This window comes from Carnobacterium gallinarum DSM 4847 (genome assembly GCF_000744375.1).
In the GTDB taxonomy this organism is placed as follows: domain Bacteria; phylum Bacillota; class Bacilli; order Lactobacillales; family Carnobacteriaceae; genus Carnobacterium; species Carnobacterium gallinarum.
In genome coordinates this window covers 2,143,728-2,160,153 of the sequence record NZ_JQLU01000005.1, presented here as the reverse complement: position 1 = coordinate 2,160,153, position 16,426 = coordinate 2,143,728, and the positions used below count along the sequence as shown (strand labels likewise).

Sequence of the window (16,426 nt, the reverse complement as noted above, 5' to 3'; positions counted from 1 at the left end):
TTCTAGATTTTAGTTTCTGCTAAACGTAATAAATATTGACCATAGCCATTTTTCTTAAGTGGTTGTGCCAATTCTAATAATTGCTCACGGCTAATGTAGCCCATGCGGTAAGAAATTTCTTCCAGACACGCGACCATTAAATTTTGACGCTTTTGAATAGTTTCAATAAATGTTGCTGCCTCTAATAATGATTCATGAGTACCTGTATCTAACCACGCAAAACCACGTCCCATTAGTTCAACATCTAGTTTACCAGCTTCTAGATAAGCTTTATTAACATCCGTAATCTCTAATTCACCACGTTCAGATGGTTGAATTCCTTTGGCTATTTCAACTACTTGATTGTCATAGAAGTATAAGCCTGTTACAGCATAGTTACTTTTAGGTGCTTCAGGTTTTTCTTCTATTGAGATAGCACGCATGTCGTCATCAAATTCCACAACACCAAATCGTTCTGGGTCATTTACATGATAGCCAAAGACTGTTGCGCCTTCCGGTTTAGCCGCTGCGCGTTGCAACATTTTAGCCATGCCGCCACCATGATAGATATTGTCGCCTAAAATTAAGCACACTGAATCTTCACCAATAAAATCTTCACCTAATATAAACGCTTGAGCTAATCCATCTGGACTTTCTTGAACTTTATACTCAATATTTAAACCAAGTTCATTGCCATTACCAAATAATTGTTCAAATCTTGGTGTATCTGTTGGTGTTGAAATAATTAAAATATCTTTGATTCCTGCTAACATTAAAGTCGACATTGGATAATAAATCATCGGTTTATCATAAATCGGCATTAGTTGTTTTGATACTGCTTTAGTCAATGGATACAAGCGTGTTCCGCTTCCTCCAGCTAAAATAATTCCCTTCATAATTGACACTTCCTAACTATATTTTTAACTTTTCTCTATTATGATACTGTAATTCTTTATATTTATCTACTAAACCAAAAATAATTGGATAAATTAATTGAAAGCTAATTCCTGTAAAAGAGAGCATGTTGGAGAATGTATTCATTAAGAAAAGTGTATTGAGAATTGCCACTCCTGTTATAAAATACTTCTGACCTAGACTCCTTAGGAAGAGTAAATAAAAATAAGCAAATAAAAATAAGATTGTAATAAACAAAATGACCCCAGGCCATCCAAGAATAACATAAGATGCAATAAATGCTGTCCCTACATTCAATTCAGGTGTAATTTTTTTAAAATCTTGAGTTTCAATTTCAAATTCGCTAACAATACGTTTGCTAATAAAATCTGGCATAATCTGAGTTACGAAAAAGACAGCAGTATCACTAACCGTAATATCTGAATCAAATGTTTGTTTTTCAATTGTTTCTTGAAAGTTTGCTAATGGTGATGCGACATAGATATACGTCCAAAAAAATTCTTTTGGAATAATTGAATTTTTAAATGAGTCTGATGCTTTCCCAATATTTAAGAAAGTATCATTGTTAAATGACGATTTACCTGTTTGATAAGAACTATTTACCCTAACATTTCCTGCTACACCAAATAGAAATGCACCTATAAAGAGAATTACCATTAATAAACTAGCTTTCTTAATCGTCATTTTATTTTGAAATTTAATTGTATAAACAAAGAAACAGCTCATCAAAATAATCACTAGCATTCCACGATTTACAATTAACAGCCCTGGAAGTAAATTTAAAGAAAAAAACATGAATAGTTTTTTCTTCTCAGCAAAATTACCTTCCGATATTAAAGCCTGAAAAAGGTACACTGCAAAAAATGAATTAAAGGTAACTAAAAACACATGAAATGTAGGAATTCCGAATTCAGTATAATTTGAATTCTTCCCTAACATAATATCTATTAGTGGAAAAGAACCATTATATAGTCCTTCTAATAAATATCCTCCCATAATAAAAAGAGTCGTATTTTGAAATATTTTAGTATATGTTAAATTTTCAAAAACAATTATTTTTCTTTTTCTAATACTATTCCCAAATAATAAGGCTATTCCAATTGAAAATCCCATAAAAAGAATCAAGGAAAAACGCAATTCAGGAAACAGATTAGACCAACCAAGCAAATATGCAATTATAACTCCTATAAAAGAAACAGAGTATATATAATAAGGATTTACCAAATCTATTCCTCCTAAAAAGCCTAATTAGCGCTCTTTCTATTTCTAGTCATATAATTCATAAATATCGCAAGTAACACTCCGATAATAAATCCTAAAAAGATCCCAACAAACATAGTTGCTTTTGATCGTGAATGAATAACTTCATTTACATTGTCAATCGTTGCAAGTTGTATAGCTCTAGTTTCTTCAACTTTAAATAACTCTTTTGCTCGAATGTTAAAAACATCAAAAATTGAATTTGCTGCTTTAATAGTTAAATCACGATTTGTTCCTTCTAAGGTTGCCGCAACAATAGTTGACATATTATCGTTAGATACCGTTAAATTAGATTTTAATTCTTTAGCCGTACCATTATATCCCGACTTTTTAATTACATCACTAACAAAATCTGGTGATTCAATTAAGATTGGCAAGCTATTCCAGAATCTTGATGGATCAGCATCTGTTAGCTCATTTCCATTTTGATCAACTTCTGTTGGTTTGGTTACAACAAATCGAATAGTTGCTTGATATGTTGGCTTTGGAGCCTTTTGAGAAAATAAAATGCTTCCCACACCGCCTAACACAGTAACTAACAAAATAATCCACCAGTAACGTTTCAAAATAATTTGTGTTTCTCTAATAATATTAAATTCCATCTACAATCCACTCTCCTATTTAATTTTTACTCTATTAAAAAAATTTCCAACCCCATTTATTAAAAAATAAGCGCATTGATTGCATAAAAATTTTAAATAATTGTCTATTTTTATGAGCGCCTTTTTCATAAAAATGAATGACTTCAGAAAACGGGTTGTAGATAATTTTATAATTTTTTTCATGTAACTCTAAACATAGATCATAGTCTTCAAAATACATAAAATAGCGATCATCAAAACCTTTTATTGCTTTGAATGCTTCATCTCGTAACAGCATAAAACAGCCTGAGCCAATACGAATTTCAGTATTTTCAGTATCCGATAAATCACGACATTCAAACTTAGCTAAACGTTTATTAAACATTTTTTTTACGAACTTAAATGGAATAAATCTTAATGCGTAATCAAAAACTGATACTTGATCACGGACTAGATACTGAATACTTCCATCAGCATTTAAAACTTTAGGTACCGTTAAGCCAATAGTTGATGATTGTTCCATGATCTCAACTAATTTTAGTAAGGAATCTTTTTTCAATATAATATCTGGGTTAAAAACCAAAAAATATTTTTCCATTCTATTTAATAGATTAGCATTGTGACCAAAACCAAATCCATTATTTTCATGATAAAAATTAATTTCAACGATATCTTCATATTTACGTAACTTATTTTTATAGTCTTCCTCAGAGTTATTATCAAATATTAAAAATTTAAACCGATTATCGCCAGAAAATTCTGTTCTAATATTATCTAAGACTTGAAAAATTTTTTCACTATTGTACGTAACAATACTTACGGCTACTTTGAAATCCATTTTATATTTTCATTCCTCGCACTTTAATTTAGTAATCTCTTGTCCAAGACTCTTATTTAGTATTATACTATTATTTTGCTTTTAAAAAAAGCAACATTGGTAAAAAAATAGTATTTCTAAGAGTTGTATTTTTAAAATATTTGTATTTAAAAAATACATTTCCACGTTTAAGAATGGAGCCTTCAAGAAATTCACCATAATTTTTAACAACTTCATTATCTTTATCTGATAATCTAGCACCATAAATCTCATAGAAAGCTTGTGCCTGTTTAAATGAATTTCTTTGAATTTGTTTTGTTTTCGCTTTTTCTAAATAACGACTATAGAAATAAGAAAGTCCATATTTTTTAGCACCAACTGTATTATTTCCATGCTGACGGTACAAGATAGTCGTCTCTTGCAAAAAGGAAATTTCACCAAAACTTGATGCAATCAATCCTAGCCACCAGTCATGCATAACTATGTCTTGATGATAGACAACTAAGTCCTTTAAATCATTGTTAATCATCGTCGTACAGCCTGTGATATTATTCTGTACTAAAAGATGATTTAAACTTGTCTTTTCAAAAGACATTTTTTGTAGTCCAAACATTGATTCGCTAATAACTTCTAAATCATTATCAACTACCACTAGATCTGTATGGACTAGATAGGGATTCTGTTTCTTAGCTTCAAGTTGTTCCATTCTTACTAAAGTTCTTTCGACTTTATCTGCTTTCCAAAAATCATCTTGATCACAAAACATATAATAATCAGCTTCTACGTTTTTTAATAACTCTAAAAAACTTTTAATTACTCTAAGATTTCCTAACTCATCTTCATATAATTGAATTCGATTATCCGATTGTCCCATATTTCTAACAATTTCTTTAGTTGTATCTGAAGATCCATCATCTCTAACAAATAATTGCCAATTTTGATAATTTTGTCCTTGAATAGACTCAATTTGTTTTGTGATATAGTCTGTACCATTGTATGCAGATAACAGTATAGCAACAGTTTTCATTTAAACACCTTTTTCTTTCTGTTTTTATATTATTTGTAAAAATCAGTTTTTAAACTATATCTTTTTCCAGCATTTACATCATATTCTATCATACGGTAATCTTTTAGTTCTTCAATTGTTGCTATTTCTTTTTTAGTTTGTTTATTTTGATTATTATCAAATAACTCTATCTTACTCAAAGTTGATAATTTTCCATTCACTTGAGTTAATAGTTTCTGGAATGGACTAATCTTTTCCCCAATAGAATTTAATACATCTGTCTGTACAAAATTTAAAGATTTTGTACCTAATTCTTCACGTTCCAAACCAAAATTGTTATACATTAATAACGGAGTTTTGTGAAGTTCAACCTCATTGCCTTTATACATATCTGTATAAATACCACTACCTGGGTAATGATCACCCCAAAAAACAACCATCACTTTTTTATCTAAACTATCTAGTTTCTCAATTAATTCCTTCATTGCTCCATCTGAATATCTCAAACCTTGCAGATAAGTTTCCATTTCTTGTTTCTTCTCTGCATCCATATCATCTCGCACAACTTCAATTTCATTATCTGGATATTGTGGTCCGTATGGTTGATGATTTTGCATAGTAACTAGATGGATAAATTAATTTTGATTTGAACTAACTAATTGATCGTAAGCTTCATTGTATGCAGTCACATCTGAATACCCACTACTTCCGTAGGCGTGACGATAATGTAACGTAGTTTCATCAATAAATGTTTTAAAACCAAGTCGATCATAAACCGTTTCTCTCTTATACATGCGACCATCATAAGGGTGAATTGCCGTAGTCTCATAGCCTTGATTATTTAAATACGAAACAATTGATGGGTATTCATTCATTTTGGGAATAATAAATTGATATGGAATCACAGATAAATAATAATTACTAAAACCCGTTAAAGCTTCAAATTCCATATTAGCTGTACCACCACCATAGTCTGGCACAAGAGTTTGCCCCGATGTATACTCGCCTAACAATTGATTTGTATAGGGGATTGGATCTTCGCTTAAAGGATAAACATCTTGTAATTTTATTGGATTCGTAAAAGATTCATTCATTATATAAATGATGTTTACATCTTCTATAGGTGTTCTTGTGGCATTTTCTATTTCAGCAAGTTTTGTATATTTATCAATAATACGTGTAACCTCAGCTTGTGAATAGCCATCTGGCTGTTTCATTGCATCTGATGTGAAATTATATAAAAAACCAATAACAAACCCATATTCGTTATAAAAAGCTAGTTGATTCCACTCACTGCCAGCCATATTAATATCAAATAATCCACCAAATTTTGCTGCTGTACTAGTGCTATTACCAGAAAAAGAAAATCCATACAATAGTAGACTAGACACTAATAAAGTAACCAATCGAATGGACCATGATACTTTTCTGTTCTTCTCTAATTTCAGCTTTTTTTTAATAAAAATTGAGACTGCAATAGATACCCCTAATATCAAAATAATTACACCAACTAACAAAATAAATGAATTAAAATCAATCATTGTTATTAATAATTTAAGTTCAGAAATCATTGTGATTTCTTCCGGGTATAAAGGTGTATTTCTAGCAATCATCTTTTGCGAACTGGCAAAGGAGATTCCAATAATCAGAATAGCTGATATTGATTCCCCAATAATAACATCTCCAATTAAAGAAATAACAAATAATGTAAGTACTAAAATAACTAAATAACTAAATAAAGAATAACTAAAATGTTGGCTAAAAAAAGAAGTAGTTTCTTGCCAATTAAGTAAATGATGATAAAATTCAATGATCCACAAAAAAATAATAGGAAAAATTAAAATGATTCCACCTAAGATTAAATTGTATTTATTTTTTTTGTTTAGCATAGCGACTCCTTTTATTCTCTTTATTATATAACTAGATGAATCATTCACTTTTCTGTATAAAACTCCTATCCAAAAAAGTCTACCTCTAAAAGAATATCATAATTCAACTTTAAAATCTTCATTAAATGACCAAATTTAATAATTTGTTAACTTATTGTATTATTGTTATCTCCCAATTATTCATTTCACTAAATTAATTCATCTAACTTCCAATATGTATAAAAATAAATTTCTTTCATCATTTTAAATTATGCTACAAGAAAGACACCCTAAAACTAACTGATCAATTGCACTAGATTCAGCTGATTTTTTCAAAGTAAAGACAGATGAGAAATCTCACCTGTCTAGTCACTCTATTTAATTATTTTTTGGATAGCCTGACTTTATCAACAAACTTTTTATTTTCTTAAATAGTCTGCAGCTCCGTCAGATATCCCTTTAGCCAACTGATTTTGGTAATTTCCATTTACTAATTTAGCTCGTTCTGCCGGACTAGTAATGAATCCAAGTTCAGTTAAAATTGCGGGCATATTTGTTTCTCTAATAACATGAAAATCTGTTTTCTTAGCTTCTCTATCGACAGCTCCAGTATTTCTAATTAAGCCTGCTTGAACCTTAATTGCTAGCTGCTGACTTTCATATATACGACCGATATCATTATTAGCTACATTTGGTGTTATATCCGAATAAAAACTATCTTGTCTGTAAATAGGTGCACTGTAACTTCTTGTTCCACTGCCGTCATAAGAATACGTTTCAATTCCTGAAACAGACGTGATTGATGATGAATTATGATGCAAGCTAATAAAAATATCAGCCTTAGAATTGTTAGCTTTAGCTGCAATTTCTCGCAATTCTAAAAATACATCAGTTGATCTAGACATTACAACTGTTGCACCTTTTTGCTCAAGGTTAGCTTTTACTTTTAAAGCCACACTCAAATTCAAGTCTTTTTCATTCACTCCACCAGCAATTGCTCCTGGGTCTTTTCCACCATGTCCCGCATCAACAAATACTGTTTTGCCAGAAAGTTCGCCAACAACAATTTTTTGGGTCATTGTGTGAACTCTACCACCGTTTGTCGTACCAATAACAGTTACTGTATGCGTGCCGTTTGTTAATCCTGCTGTACTGATTGTTCCCAAATATCCAGCATTTTTTTCCTTATAATCTGGAAAAGCTGCTGCAACATCTGGACGCGCAAGATTAGTAGTAGCCATTCCTTTTTGAACACCATCTACTAAAAGTCGAATACTGTTGATTCCTTCTTCTGACAATATCCAACCACGAACTGTTTGACTTGCACCAACTAATTGATTTGGACTTGGTGAATCAATAGAACCGACAGTTGCTAAACTTGCTTTATAGATTTCTTTACCAAAAGTTGTTGTTGTCTTATCTTCAAACGTGACAACTAATTTTACCGAATGTTTTCCATTTGCTAAATTTTTAGTAGTTAGTACGTAATTAAAACCAGCATTCTTTTCTAAATATTCTGGAAACACATTCGCAACATCTGGACGCGCCCCCCCAATATTTGCATTACCTACCTTATTATTGTCTACATATACGTCAATAGTTTTAACTTTCGTACTTGATAGTACCCAGCCACTGATCATCACACTATCCGTAACTAAAGCTAAATCTTTAGGATTTTCTAACGTATAACGGGTTTCTAATCTTGATTTTTCAACATTAACAGATGTAGTATCAGAATCCCCATTAGCCAAAACAACTTTGACATCTACTTTATGTTTGCCGTAAGTTAGTGCATCAACATCTAAAGTAAAATTATAGCCAGAATTTTTATTGTTATATTGTGGGAATTTATTATAGACATCTAAACGTTCAATTCCATAGACTGCATTTCCTTGAAGTTTACCATCTACGTAAATTTCTATATTCTTCAGTTTTTCACCAGCTAATGCCCAACCTCGGATAGTCTTTTTACCAGAAACTATTTGACCTTCACTTAATGTATCTATCATATTGATAACATCAGCTTTGGGTTTTACAATTGTGGACTCACTATTTTTAATCGTTCCATTTTTATCTATAACTTGAACGGTTAATTTATGACTACCTACACTTAGAGTGCTTGTATTGAGCTGATATGAATACCCTGCTTTACTTTCTTTATACTGTGGAAAAGCAGTAGCAACGTCTGGTCTGCTTGTACCTAAAGTCGCTTTTCCTTGTACTTTACCATCGACTAAAATGTTTACAGCTGATACGCCTGATTCTGCTAATGCCCAACCTCGAACAGTTACAGCATTAATAACTGTAGCTTTCTCAACAGGAGCATCGACATACACTTTAATTGGCATATCTGGTTTTACAACAGAAAAGCTTTGACTTTCTATTTTCCCAGAGTTTGCAACTGCAGTAACTTTAATTGTATGGTTTCCAGTAGTTAATTTACTTGCATCTAAAACATAACTATAACCAGAATTTTTATTTGCATATTGTGGAAATTTAGTATAAACATCTAAACGTTCAGTTCCGTAAGTTGCATTTCCTTGAACTTTTCCATCTACTTGAATTTCTACATTTTTTATACCGCCACCAGCTAGAGCCCAACCTCGTATCTGATAGTTTCCAGATACTTGTTTTCCATTGCTCAAAGTGTCTATCATATTAATAATAGGCGCTGTTGCAGTAGCTTGTTTCGTAATTCCAATAGCTTGTTCAGAAACACTACCAGCAGTATCGTACATTTTTACGACAACTTTGTGACTTCCAGCAGTTAAACCAGAAGTATCAACTGTTGATAAAAAGCCAGGTGTTTGAGTTGGATACTCTGAAAAGGCTGCTGTAACATCTGGACGTGCTACATTAGGAGCAAAACTTAATTTGCTGACTCCATCAATAAGAACTTCTATTTTTGATACCTTATTAGGTGATAATGCCCAACCTCGAATTGTTAATGTTTTGTCGACAATTTCATTAGCTACAGGTCGCTCAACATAAATTCGATTTGTTAAAACTGGATTGTTAATCTTTCTTTCAATCGTTTTTGTTTCATTATTTGCAGATACTACTTGAACATTTAATGTGTTACTTCCAGCGTTTAGTATACTTTTATTAAATGTATATGTGTAGCCAGAATTCATATTTTGATACTGAGAATAGGCTTGATTAACGTCACTACGCTCTAATCCGTAAGTGGCCTTTCCAACTGCTTGACCATTTACAGAAATATTTACTTCTTTTACGCTAGTTCCAGCTAAAGCCCAACCTTGAACCACAACTTGATTGCCATTAACTTTTTCAGAATCTAATGGTGCATCTAGCATCATTTGAATTGGCAAATCAAATTTTTGTAAATTATATACTTCGATAACTGAATTCAGTTTTTGTCCATATGAGCTATCCGTTGCATATTTCCCTGTTAATGCAGCTGTTGCATCTTTATAAGAATTAGTATGGCTCTTCCAAGCGCCAGAATAGTACGTTGGACTCCAACTTGAATCACCGGCATTCGTATTTGGACCTTTTTTTATCTTTTCAACATAGTCTGCTTGAGATTGCTCTCTTGAACCATATTTTCTAAACTCAGATTTTCTTGAAACAATTGTTCCATTTGGCAGTTCTTCTAAGCTTTCTTTGACAATACTTTGTCCATTATACTTTCCTTTAATTCCAAATAAGTTGTGAACTGGAACTTGACCTAACTGGCTTGTTCCATAACTAGATTCTAAGACAGCTTGAGCAATCATTACAGATGCGTACAAATCATTGCCTTGTGCCAACTTTGTAGCATTACCAGAAATATCATTAATAAATGTTGAAACTTCTGGAGACCTTTTAAGTACATCTGACATAACAGCATCGTAATTCTTTGTAGAAATATCACTATTATCAATCTTTTCTTCAGAAATAATAGAATCCGATTCAGTATGCGGTTCAGATTTTTCCTGATTAGGAATAGGCTCAGTAGAATCAGAAATCGAACTGTCCACAGAATCAGTGGACGAAGTTATTGCCGATTCTTGCACATTAGAATTAGAACTTAGTTCTGAATTAATCGATTCATTGGTCATTTCGGTAGATGCTGCATTTTCAAAAGAACTATCATTTAAACTATTTTTATTATTTTCTTCTGCAAAAACGATTGTATTTAGTAATGGTACAAAAGATGAATTCACAGTTAAAATAACAACTGTTAACAAAGCTATCTTCTTAAAAAAAGAATTTAAAATGATTACACGTCCTTTTCTATTCTTTTTTTTCTTGCTCATCAAAAAAATTACCTCCTTCGTTAAATTTGAGTACCCATAGGTAATCCATTACATTATAACCTATACTAATTCTAATTTCATTATAAATTATTAGTTATTTTACAAATTCATTATTTGTACACATTTAAACTTAAGTCTTACTGTATTCATATAAAAAAACAAAAAATATAGTCACTTCTAACTTTTTATTCTCCTGTTTTCATTATCTAAATCAACTTCTTTCATTAATTCCATCTATTAAAAAATAGCATTAACCATAGCAAATGCTCCTATATCTAATGATATTTTCTACTTATTATATTGTTCAATTATTACCTCGTTCTTTGAGTCAAACTCGAATTCAAAACATGAAAAAATTTAACCATTCTAGTACGTACAATCAAAAAGATTACACAAAACTAAAACGTTATTGATGCTTATTTTTAAAGGATTCTAATACATTAAATTTCATATACTATTCCTATCGCACTCTCTTTAAATGCTTGATTTCACTAACTAAAATCATCGATTATTTACTCACGCTAGATGCCGAATTAAACGCAACCTATCTGTACTACCAAGAGTTCGTTTATACCTTTAAACAGAAGATTTCCCCAGATTTTCAAACCTTACTCGTTGACGTTCCATATCAGGTTTCATCTGAAATGAAAACAAGTGTAAAACCTTAAAAAAATATAAAAATTGGATTGCTAATAAGTTTCAAACGACGAATCGTACTGGCATGTCAGACCACACAAAAAACTACCTCATAAAATATGAGATAGTTTTTTGAGCTTAATTTAAGCAACAACCTTATGTTCTATCACGACAATATCCTTAGGTTCAATCGTCACTTGTCTTTTGGCTTCAATTTTTTGCTTACATTCTTTGATTACATTTACTTCTGAAAGAGGAATCTCTAAAAGTTGTTGAACAACATAGTCAATTTCTCTGTCTGTAATACGTTTTTTTAAATTTAAAAAGACGATATCAATTTTATCAAATGCATCAATATAAACGACTGTAGTTGTGCCTAATGTATATTTTTTAAAATATTTAATGGCTGTTTTGTTAAATAAAAAGTCAGCAACATTAGGATACATTCTTGCTAAATCAGTATTTGCTTGGATTGGGTTTTCAATTAGTTTCATATAAAACCACCTTTTCTTTTTTCTTTAAGTAAATTTTGTTCTTATTTTAAATAAATGTTAAAAATCGTCGATCCCAGATACTTTCATGATGGGCAATGATTGTTTCTGCTTTAATTAAATTAGTGTCTAACGTTGTATTCAAGCCTTTGACCATTGATAATGAATAGCCAAGTCCATGAGCAAAACGAATCGTAGTATCTACACAAAATTCTGTTTGAGCACCACAAATTTCAATATTTTTCACTGCTAATTTGGTTAATAGTTCTTGTAAATCTGTTTTAAAAAAAGCATTTGGATAGGTTTTTCCAATATAGTAATCGGTTTCTTTTTTATCCAACTCTGGCATCAATTCCCAAGGTTTTGTATGTGGTACCAATTCTTCATCACTATGTTGCACAAAAATTATTGGTTTCTCTACTTGACGATAAGCAGCAATCCGTTGATTTACGCCCATTAAAACGTTTTCTATTTTGTGTAAGTGCTTTTCTTCTGTCTGAAGTCCATTCTGTAAATCAATAATTACTAATACATCTTCCAATTCCATGACACCTCCTATTGTTTTTTTTGTCACAGCTTTACTTACTTAATTTTAGCAAATAACTGTTTTAGATACAATACTCTAGCCAATTAATCTAAAACTTCTATTGCAATTTAATAAATAAGTTAGAAAAAAACTGATTTTTTCTAACTTATCTACCTATCAATTTTATGTCATCATAAAATTTAGCCTACTCTTATTTGGATACACTTCACTTCAGAAAATTCCTGCTTAGTTAAAGATTAAAAGTCTAAAATATGATTCATAGCCTTCTTTTTATTCATTAATTTGATTAAAGCCAATTTACTGTTGATTTAAGTACACTCTTTACTATTCATAAAACTATTATTTTTGACCGTTTATTTATCAACCAACCGAATTTCACCATTAAAATTAGTTTTCAGTTTTTCTCTCAAAGCAATTAATTCTGATTCTTGTAGCTCTCCTTTATTAAGGATTAAACAATTGGAACTGGAAGTAAAAATAGCTATAAATTTTTTACTTTCAATTACTTTTTTTATTCCACTCCAGCTAAACTTAGATAGGCTATCCATATTTTTAATTAGTATGAATTCATCATTAACTGTCACTTCTTTTTCACTAAAAAATAATTGGTTCTCTGGATCATTCATTGTTTTTTTGATTTGCCTATTATTTCCTTTAGCGTAACTAACAAACATTAGTATTGCTATTACTGCATAAATAAAAGAAATGAATAGATTCTCTTTTTGGTAGCTTAAGATAGTAAGGTAACCTCGTTGTTCAAAAAATGTTTGATACTTTACTATATAGCGAATTATTGAAATGAATTCGCTTAAACTAAAAATTGTCGTAATTATGCCTAGAATGAGTCGTATTCTTAAACGTTTTTTAGCTATAATCCGTCCATAAATTCGATTGAATTCTGAAAAATCTTGCTTTGTTAACAATGATTTAAAGATTATTTCTGACATTTAGTCGTTCCCCTCTCATAATTAAAATAATCGCTTTTTAGTCAGAGTTCTAAAAGTTCTATAATAATCAAATGAATAGTCTCCAAATTACTTTCCTCAGCTTTTTACTTATTTAAATTTGGTTGATTAATCAATGTTACACTGTTTAAATACCACATATAATATTATCATAAATTCGGCGCCAAATATATATTTTCTTTGCTTGTCTCTATCTAACTATAAGTATTTATCTATTATCAATAAAACGAAATAGTTATTGACAAGTTTAAATGAGTATGAGAATATTAAAACGTAATAATTACGTTTTACAAAAAAGGAGGAAATAATAATGAAATTATTTTTAATAAGTGTACTACTGGTGGGGTTATCTCTCGGAACAGGTTGTCAACAGACTGGAAAATCTATAGCTAGCGAATCTCAAACCAAAGAAAATTCAGCAAGTCTGGTTAGTGAACATGTAGAAAAGGAGCATTTCCATAGTCATGAAAAAACATCTGCAAGCCAAGGGATATTTGAGGATAGTGCTGTTCAAGATCGTCTATTATCTGATTGGGAAGGATCATGGCAATCTGTTTATCCATACTTAGTCGACGGCTCTCTTGATGAAGTCTTTAAAGAAAAAGCCAAAGATGGAGAAAAAAGCTTTGAAGAATACAAAGAATATTATGAAAAAGGTTATCAAACTGAAATTGAAGCAATTGATATTGTGAAAAATACTATTTCTTATCGAATTGATGGAAAGTGGCAGGAAGCTCAGTATGACTATTCTGGCTATAAAATTCTAACGTATGAATCTGGTAAAAAAGGTGTCCGCTATTTGTTTACAGCCACGACAACAAACATGCTAGCTCCAAAATATGTTCAATTTAGTGATCATATTATTGAACCTCAAAAAAGCTCACATTTCCATATTTATTTAGGAAATGAAAACCAGGATGTTCTTTTATCGGAAATGAAAAATTGGCCAACCTTTTTTCCAAGTACTCTGAATAAAAAAGAAATCATTCATGATATGTTGTACCATTAATCATTTTCCCCCACTAAAAAAGACTATCTCAACTCAATGAGATAGTCCTTATTTTTATTTACTTACCTTACATCATGCCGCCCATCATACTTGGATCCATTCCTGGTCCCATTGGTGCTTCTGGAGCTGGTTTATCTGCAACAACTGCTTCAGTTGTTAATAATAATGCTGCTACACTAGCTGCATTTTGTAATGCACTACGTGTTACTTTAGTTGGATCAACTATTCCAGCATCAATCATGTTTACCCATTCACCATTGGCAGCATTAAAACCAATTCCTGCTTCAACATGTTTTAATTTGTCTACAATTACGGAACCTTCAAGTCCAGCATTTTCAGAAATTTGGCGTAAAGGCTCTTCTAATGAACGCAATACAATCTTGATTCCTGTAGCAATATCACCTTCTGCTTCAAGTTCAGCAACTTTAGCTTGAACATTGATTAAAGCTGTTCCACCACCAGCAACAATTCCTTCTTCAACCGCTGCACGAGTAGCATTTAAAGCATCTTCAATTCTTAATTTGCGTTCTTTTAATTCTGTTTCCGTAGCTGCTCCAACTTTAACAACAGCAACTCCACCAGAAAGTTTAGCAAGACGTTCTTGTAATTTTTCTTTATCGAATTCTGATGTTGTATCTGCTGCTTGTGCTTTAATTAATGCAACACGGTGTTCAATATTTTCTTTTGCACCGGCACCTTCAACAATTGTTGTTGCATCTTTAGTCACAACTGCTTTACCAGCATGTCCTAATTGTTCAATTGTTGTATCTTTTAATTCTAAACCTAGGTCGTCTGTAATAACCGTTCCGCCGGTTAGGATTGCGATATCTTCAAGCATTGCTTTACGACGATCACCAAAACCAGGGGCTTTAACAGCAACTACATTAAATGTGCCACGAATTTTATTTAAGACTAAAGTTGGCAATGCTTCACCGTCAACATCATCAGCAATAATTAAAAGTGGACGACCTTGTTGAATAATTTGTTCTAGCATTGGTAAAATATCTTGAATGTTTGAGATTTTTTTATCTGTAATTAAGATATAAGGATTTTCAAGAACTGCTTCCATCTTATCATTATCTGTTACCATATATTGAGAAAGATAACCGCGGTCAAATTGCATTCCTTCAACTACATCTAATTCAGTTTCAATCCCTTTAGATTCTTCTATTGTGATAACACCATCATTGCCTACTTTTTCCATTGCATCTGCAATTAGTTGACCAATGCGTTCATCATCAGAAGAAATTGCTGCAACTTGTGCGATAGCTTCTTTTGAATTCACAACTTTAGAAATTGCATGCAATTCTTCAACAGCTGTTTTTGTTGCCAATTCAATCCCGCGACGAATGCCTACTGGATTTGCTCCAGCAGTCACATTTTTTAAACCTTCACGCACAATTGCTTGTGTTAAAACAGTTGCAGTTGTAGTTCCATCTCCTGCAATATCATTGGTTTTTGAAGCAACTTCAGCTACTAATTTAGCTCCCATATTTTCAAAATGATCTTCTAATTCGATTTCTTTAGCAATTGTCACACCGTCATTTGTAATTAATGGTGAACCAAATGATTTTTCTAAAACAACATTACGTCCTTTAGGTCCTAAAGTTACTTTTACAGTATTCGCTAAAACATCTACACCACGTAACATAGCGCTACGTGCATCTTCTGCAAATTTAATATCTTTTGCCATTTTTCCTTCACCTCATAATTAATTAGTTTTATTTTAAGTTTGTTTAAATTAGTCGACAATTGCAACTAAGTCATGTTCTTTAACAACTAAATATTCTTTACCTTCATATTTAACTTCTGTGCCTGAATACTTTTCAAATAAAACTGTTTCGCCAACTTTAACAGCTAGTTCAACTTTGTTTCCATTCTCCAGCACACGACCTTCACCGACAGCAATAACCGTTCCAGTTTGGGGCTTTTCTTGTGCAGAGCTTGTTAACACAATTCCACCTACTGTTTTCTCTTGTTCCTTGGCAACTTCAATTATGACACGATCTCCTAATGGTTTTAACACGTAAAATCCCTCCATCTTTCTGCAATTTTGCTTTTTCTTGATTTAGCACTCCTTATAGTTGAGT

13 protein-coding genes and 1 pseudogene are annotated in these 16,426 nt (G+C 31.5%); 2 read left to right on the top strand and 12 right to left on the bottom strand.

Going from position 1 to position 16,426, the window contains the following annotated elements; translation table 11 throughout:
- Positions 1-2: 2 nt before the first annotated feature.
- From rfbA to BR43_RS19290, 7 genes and pseudogenes are all read right to left on the bottom strand, one after another.
- A complete protein-coding gene (rfbA, locus tag BR43_RS14830; protein WP_034563314.1) occupies positions 3-875 on the bottom strand; it encodes a glucose-1-phosphate thymidylyltransferase RfbA in 873 nt (290 codons plus the stop codon).
- 16 nt (positions 876-891) lie between these two features.
- Entirely contained in the window at positions 892-2,118 is a 1,227-nt protein-coding gene (locus tag BR43_RS14825) for an O-antigen polymerase (RefSeq protein WP_034563312.1), read from the bottom strand.
- A 20-nt stretch (positions 2,119-2,138) separates the two neighbouring features.
- The gene (locus tag BR43_RS14820; protein ID WP_034563310.1) at positions 2,139-2,756 is read right to left on the bottom strand and encodes a YveK family protein; all 618 of its coding nucleotides are present in this window, start codon (positions 2,754-2,756) and stop codon (positions 2,139-2,141) included.
- A 34-nt stretch (positions 2,757-2,790) separates the two neighbouring features.
- Positions 2,791-3,573 carry a glycosyltransferase family 2 protein gene (locus BR43_RS14815; protein ID WP_034563307.1) on the bottom strand — a complete coding sequence of 261 codons (783 nt, stop codon included), beginning with the start codon at positions 3,571-3,573 and terminating at the stop codon, positions 2,791-2,793.
- 70 nt (positions 3,574-3,643) lie between these two features.
- A complete protein-coding gene (locus BR43_RS14810) occupies positions 3,644-4,579 on the bottom strand; it encodes a glycosyltransferase family 2 protein (RefSeq protein WP_034563305.1) in 936 nt (311 codons plus the stop codon).
- 29 nt (positions 4,580-4,608) lie between these two features.
- Positions 4,609-6,099, bottom strand: a pseudogene (locus BR43_RS20490) (LTA synthase family protein).
- A 746-nt stretch (positions 6,100-6,845) separates the two neighbouring features.
- Positions 6,846-10,688 carry an N-acetylmuramoyl-L-alanine amidase gene (locus BR43_RS19290; RefSeq protein WP_051933985.1) on the bottom strand — a complete coding sequence of 1,281 codons (3,843 nt, stop codon included), beginning with the start codon at positions 10,686-10,688 and terminating at the stop codon, positions 6,846-6,848.
- Between the two features lie 482 nt (positions 10,689-11,170).
- On the opposite strand from BR43_RS19290, the gene BR43_RS20225 reads away from it, so the two are divergent.
- Entirely contained in the window at positions 11,171-11,356 is a 186-nt protein-coding gene (locus tag BR43_RS20225; protein ID WP_169741068.1) for a hypothetical protein, read from the top strand.
- A 111-nt stretch (positions 11,357-11,467) separates the two neighbouring features.
- On the opposite strand, the gene BR43_RS14790 is transcribed toward BR43_RS20225, so the two are convergent.
- The 3 genes from BR43_RS14790 to BR43_RS14780 all read right to left on the bottom strand — a co-directional run bounded on the left by BR43_RS14790 (position 11,468) and on the right by BR43_RS14780 (position 13,309).
- A complete protein-coding gene (locus BR43_RS14790) occupies positions 11,468-11,818 on the bottom strand; it encodes a DUF1827 family protein (RefSeq protein WP_034563297.1) in 351 nt (116 codons plus the stop codon).
- A 46-nt stretch (positions 11,819-11,864) separates the two neighbouring features.
- A complete protein-coding gene (locus tag BR43_RS14785) occupies positions 11,865-12,362 on the bottom strand; it encodes a cysteine hydrolase family protein (protein ID WP_034563295.1) in 498 nt (165 codons plus the stop codon).
- A gap of 353 nt (positions 12,363-12,715) precedes the next feature.
- The gene (locus tag BR43_RS14780) at positions 12,716-13,309 is read right to left on the bottom strand and encodes a YcxB family protein (protein WP_034563293.1); all 594 of its coding nucleotides are present in this window, start codon (positions 13,307-13,309) and stop codon (positions 12,716-12,718) included.
- Between the two features lie 328 nt (positions 13,310-13,637).
- Here BR43_RS14780 and BR43_RS14775 point away from each other — a divergent pair, with 328 nt between their 5' ends.
- Positions 13,638-14,336, top strand: a complete 699-nt coding sequence (locus BR43_RS14775; RefSeq protein ID WP_034563291.1) for a metal-binding protein ZinT — start codon at positions 13,638-13,640, stop codon at positions 14,334-14,336.
- Between the two features lie 67 nt (positions 14,337-14,403).
- On the opposite strand, the gene groL is transcribed toward BR43_RS14775, so the two are convergent.
- Together groL and groES are read right to left on the bottom strand one after the other, a co-directional pair.
- Positions 14,404-16,029 (bottom strand): chaperonin GroEL, encoded by a 1,626-nt coding sequence (groL, locus tag BR43_RS14770; protein ID WP_034563289.1) that lies wholly within the window; start codon positions 16,027-16,029, stop codon positions 14,404-14,406.
- A 48-nt stretch (positions 16,030-16,077) separates the two neighbouring features.
- Positions 16,078-16,362 carry a co-chaperone GroES gene (gene groES / locus BR43_RS14765; RefSeq protein ID WP_034563287.1) on the bottom strand — a complete coding sequence of 95 codons (285 nt, stop codon included), beginning with the start codon at positions 16,360-16,362 and terminating at the stop codon, positions 16,078-16,080.
- Positions 16,363-16,426: the final 64 nt, after the last annotated feature.

What these genes read in the sequence shown, in the direction of transcription:
- rfbA (WP_034563314.1), bottom strand. Translation starts at nt 875, where the DNA reads ATGAAGGGAATTATTTTAGCTGGAGGAAGCGGAACACGCTTGTATCCA.
- BR43_RS14820 (WP_034563310.1), bottom strand. Translation starts at nt 2,756, where the DNA reads ATGGAATTTAATATTATTAGAGAAACACAAATTATTTTGAAACGTTAC.
- BR43_RS14815 (WP_034563307.1), bottom strand. Translation starts at nt 3,573, where the DNA reads ATGGATTTCAAAGTAGCCGTAAGTATTGTTACGTACAATAGTGAAAAA.
- BR43_RS14810 (WP_034563305.1), bottom strand. Translation starts at nt 4,579, where the DNA reads ATGAAAACTGTTGCTATACTGTTATCTGCATACAATGGTACAGACTAT.
- BR43_RS19290 (WP_051933985.1), bottom strand. Translation starts at nt 10,688, where the DNA reads ATGAGCAAGAAAAAAAAGAATAGAAAAGGACGTGTAATCATTTTAAAT.
- BR43_RS14790 (WP_034563297.1), bottom strand. Translation starts at nt 11,818, where the DNA reads ATGAAACTAATTGAAAACCCAATCCAAGCAAATACTGATTTAGCAAGA.
- BR43_RS14785 (WP_034563295.1), bottom strand. Translation starts at nt 12,362, where the DNA reads ATGGAATTGGAAGATGTATTAGTAATTATTGATTTACAGAATGGACTT.
- BR43_RS14780 (WP_034563293.1), bottom strand. Translation starts at nt 13,309, where the DNA reads ATGTCAGAAATAATCTTTAAATCATTGTTAACAAAGCAAGATTTTTCA.
- BR43_RS14775 (WP_034563291.1), top strand. Translation starts at nt 13,638, where the DNA reads ATGAAATTATTTTTAATAAGTGTACTACTGGTGGGGTTATCTCTCGGA.
- groL (WP_034563289.1), bottom strand. Translation starts at nt 16,029, where the DNA reads ATGGCAAAAGATATTAAATTTGCAGAAGATGCACGTAGCGCTATGTTA.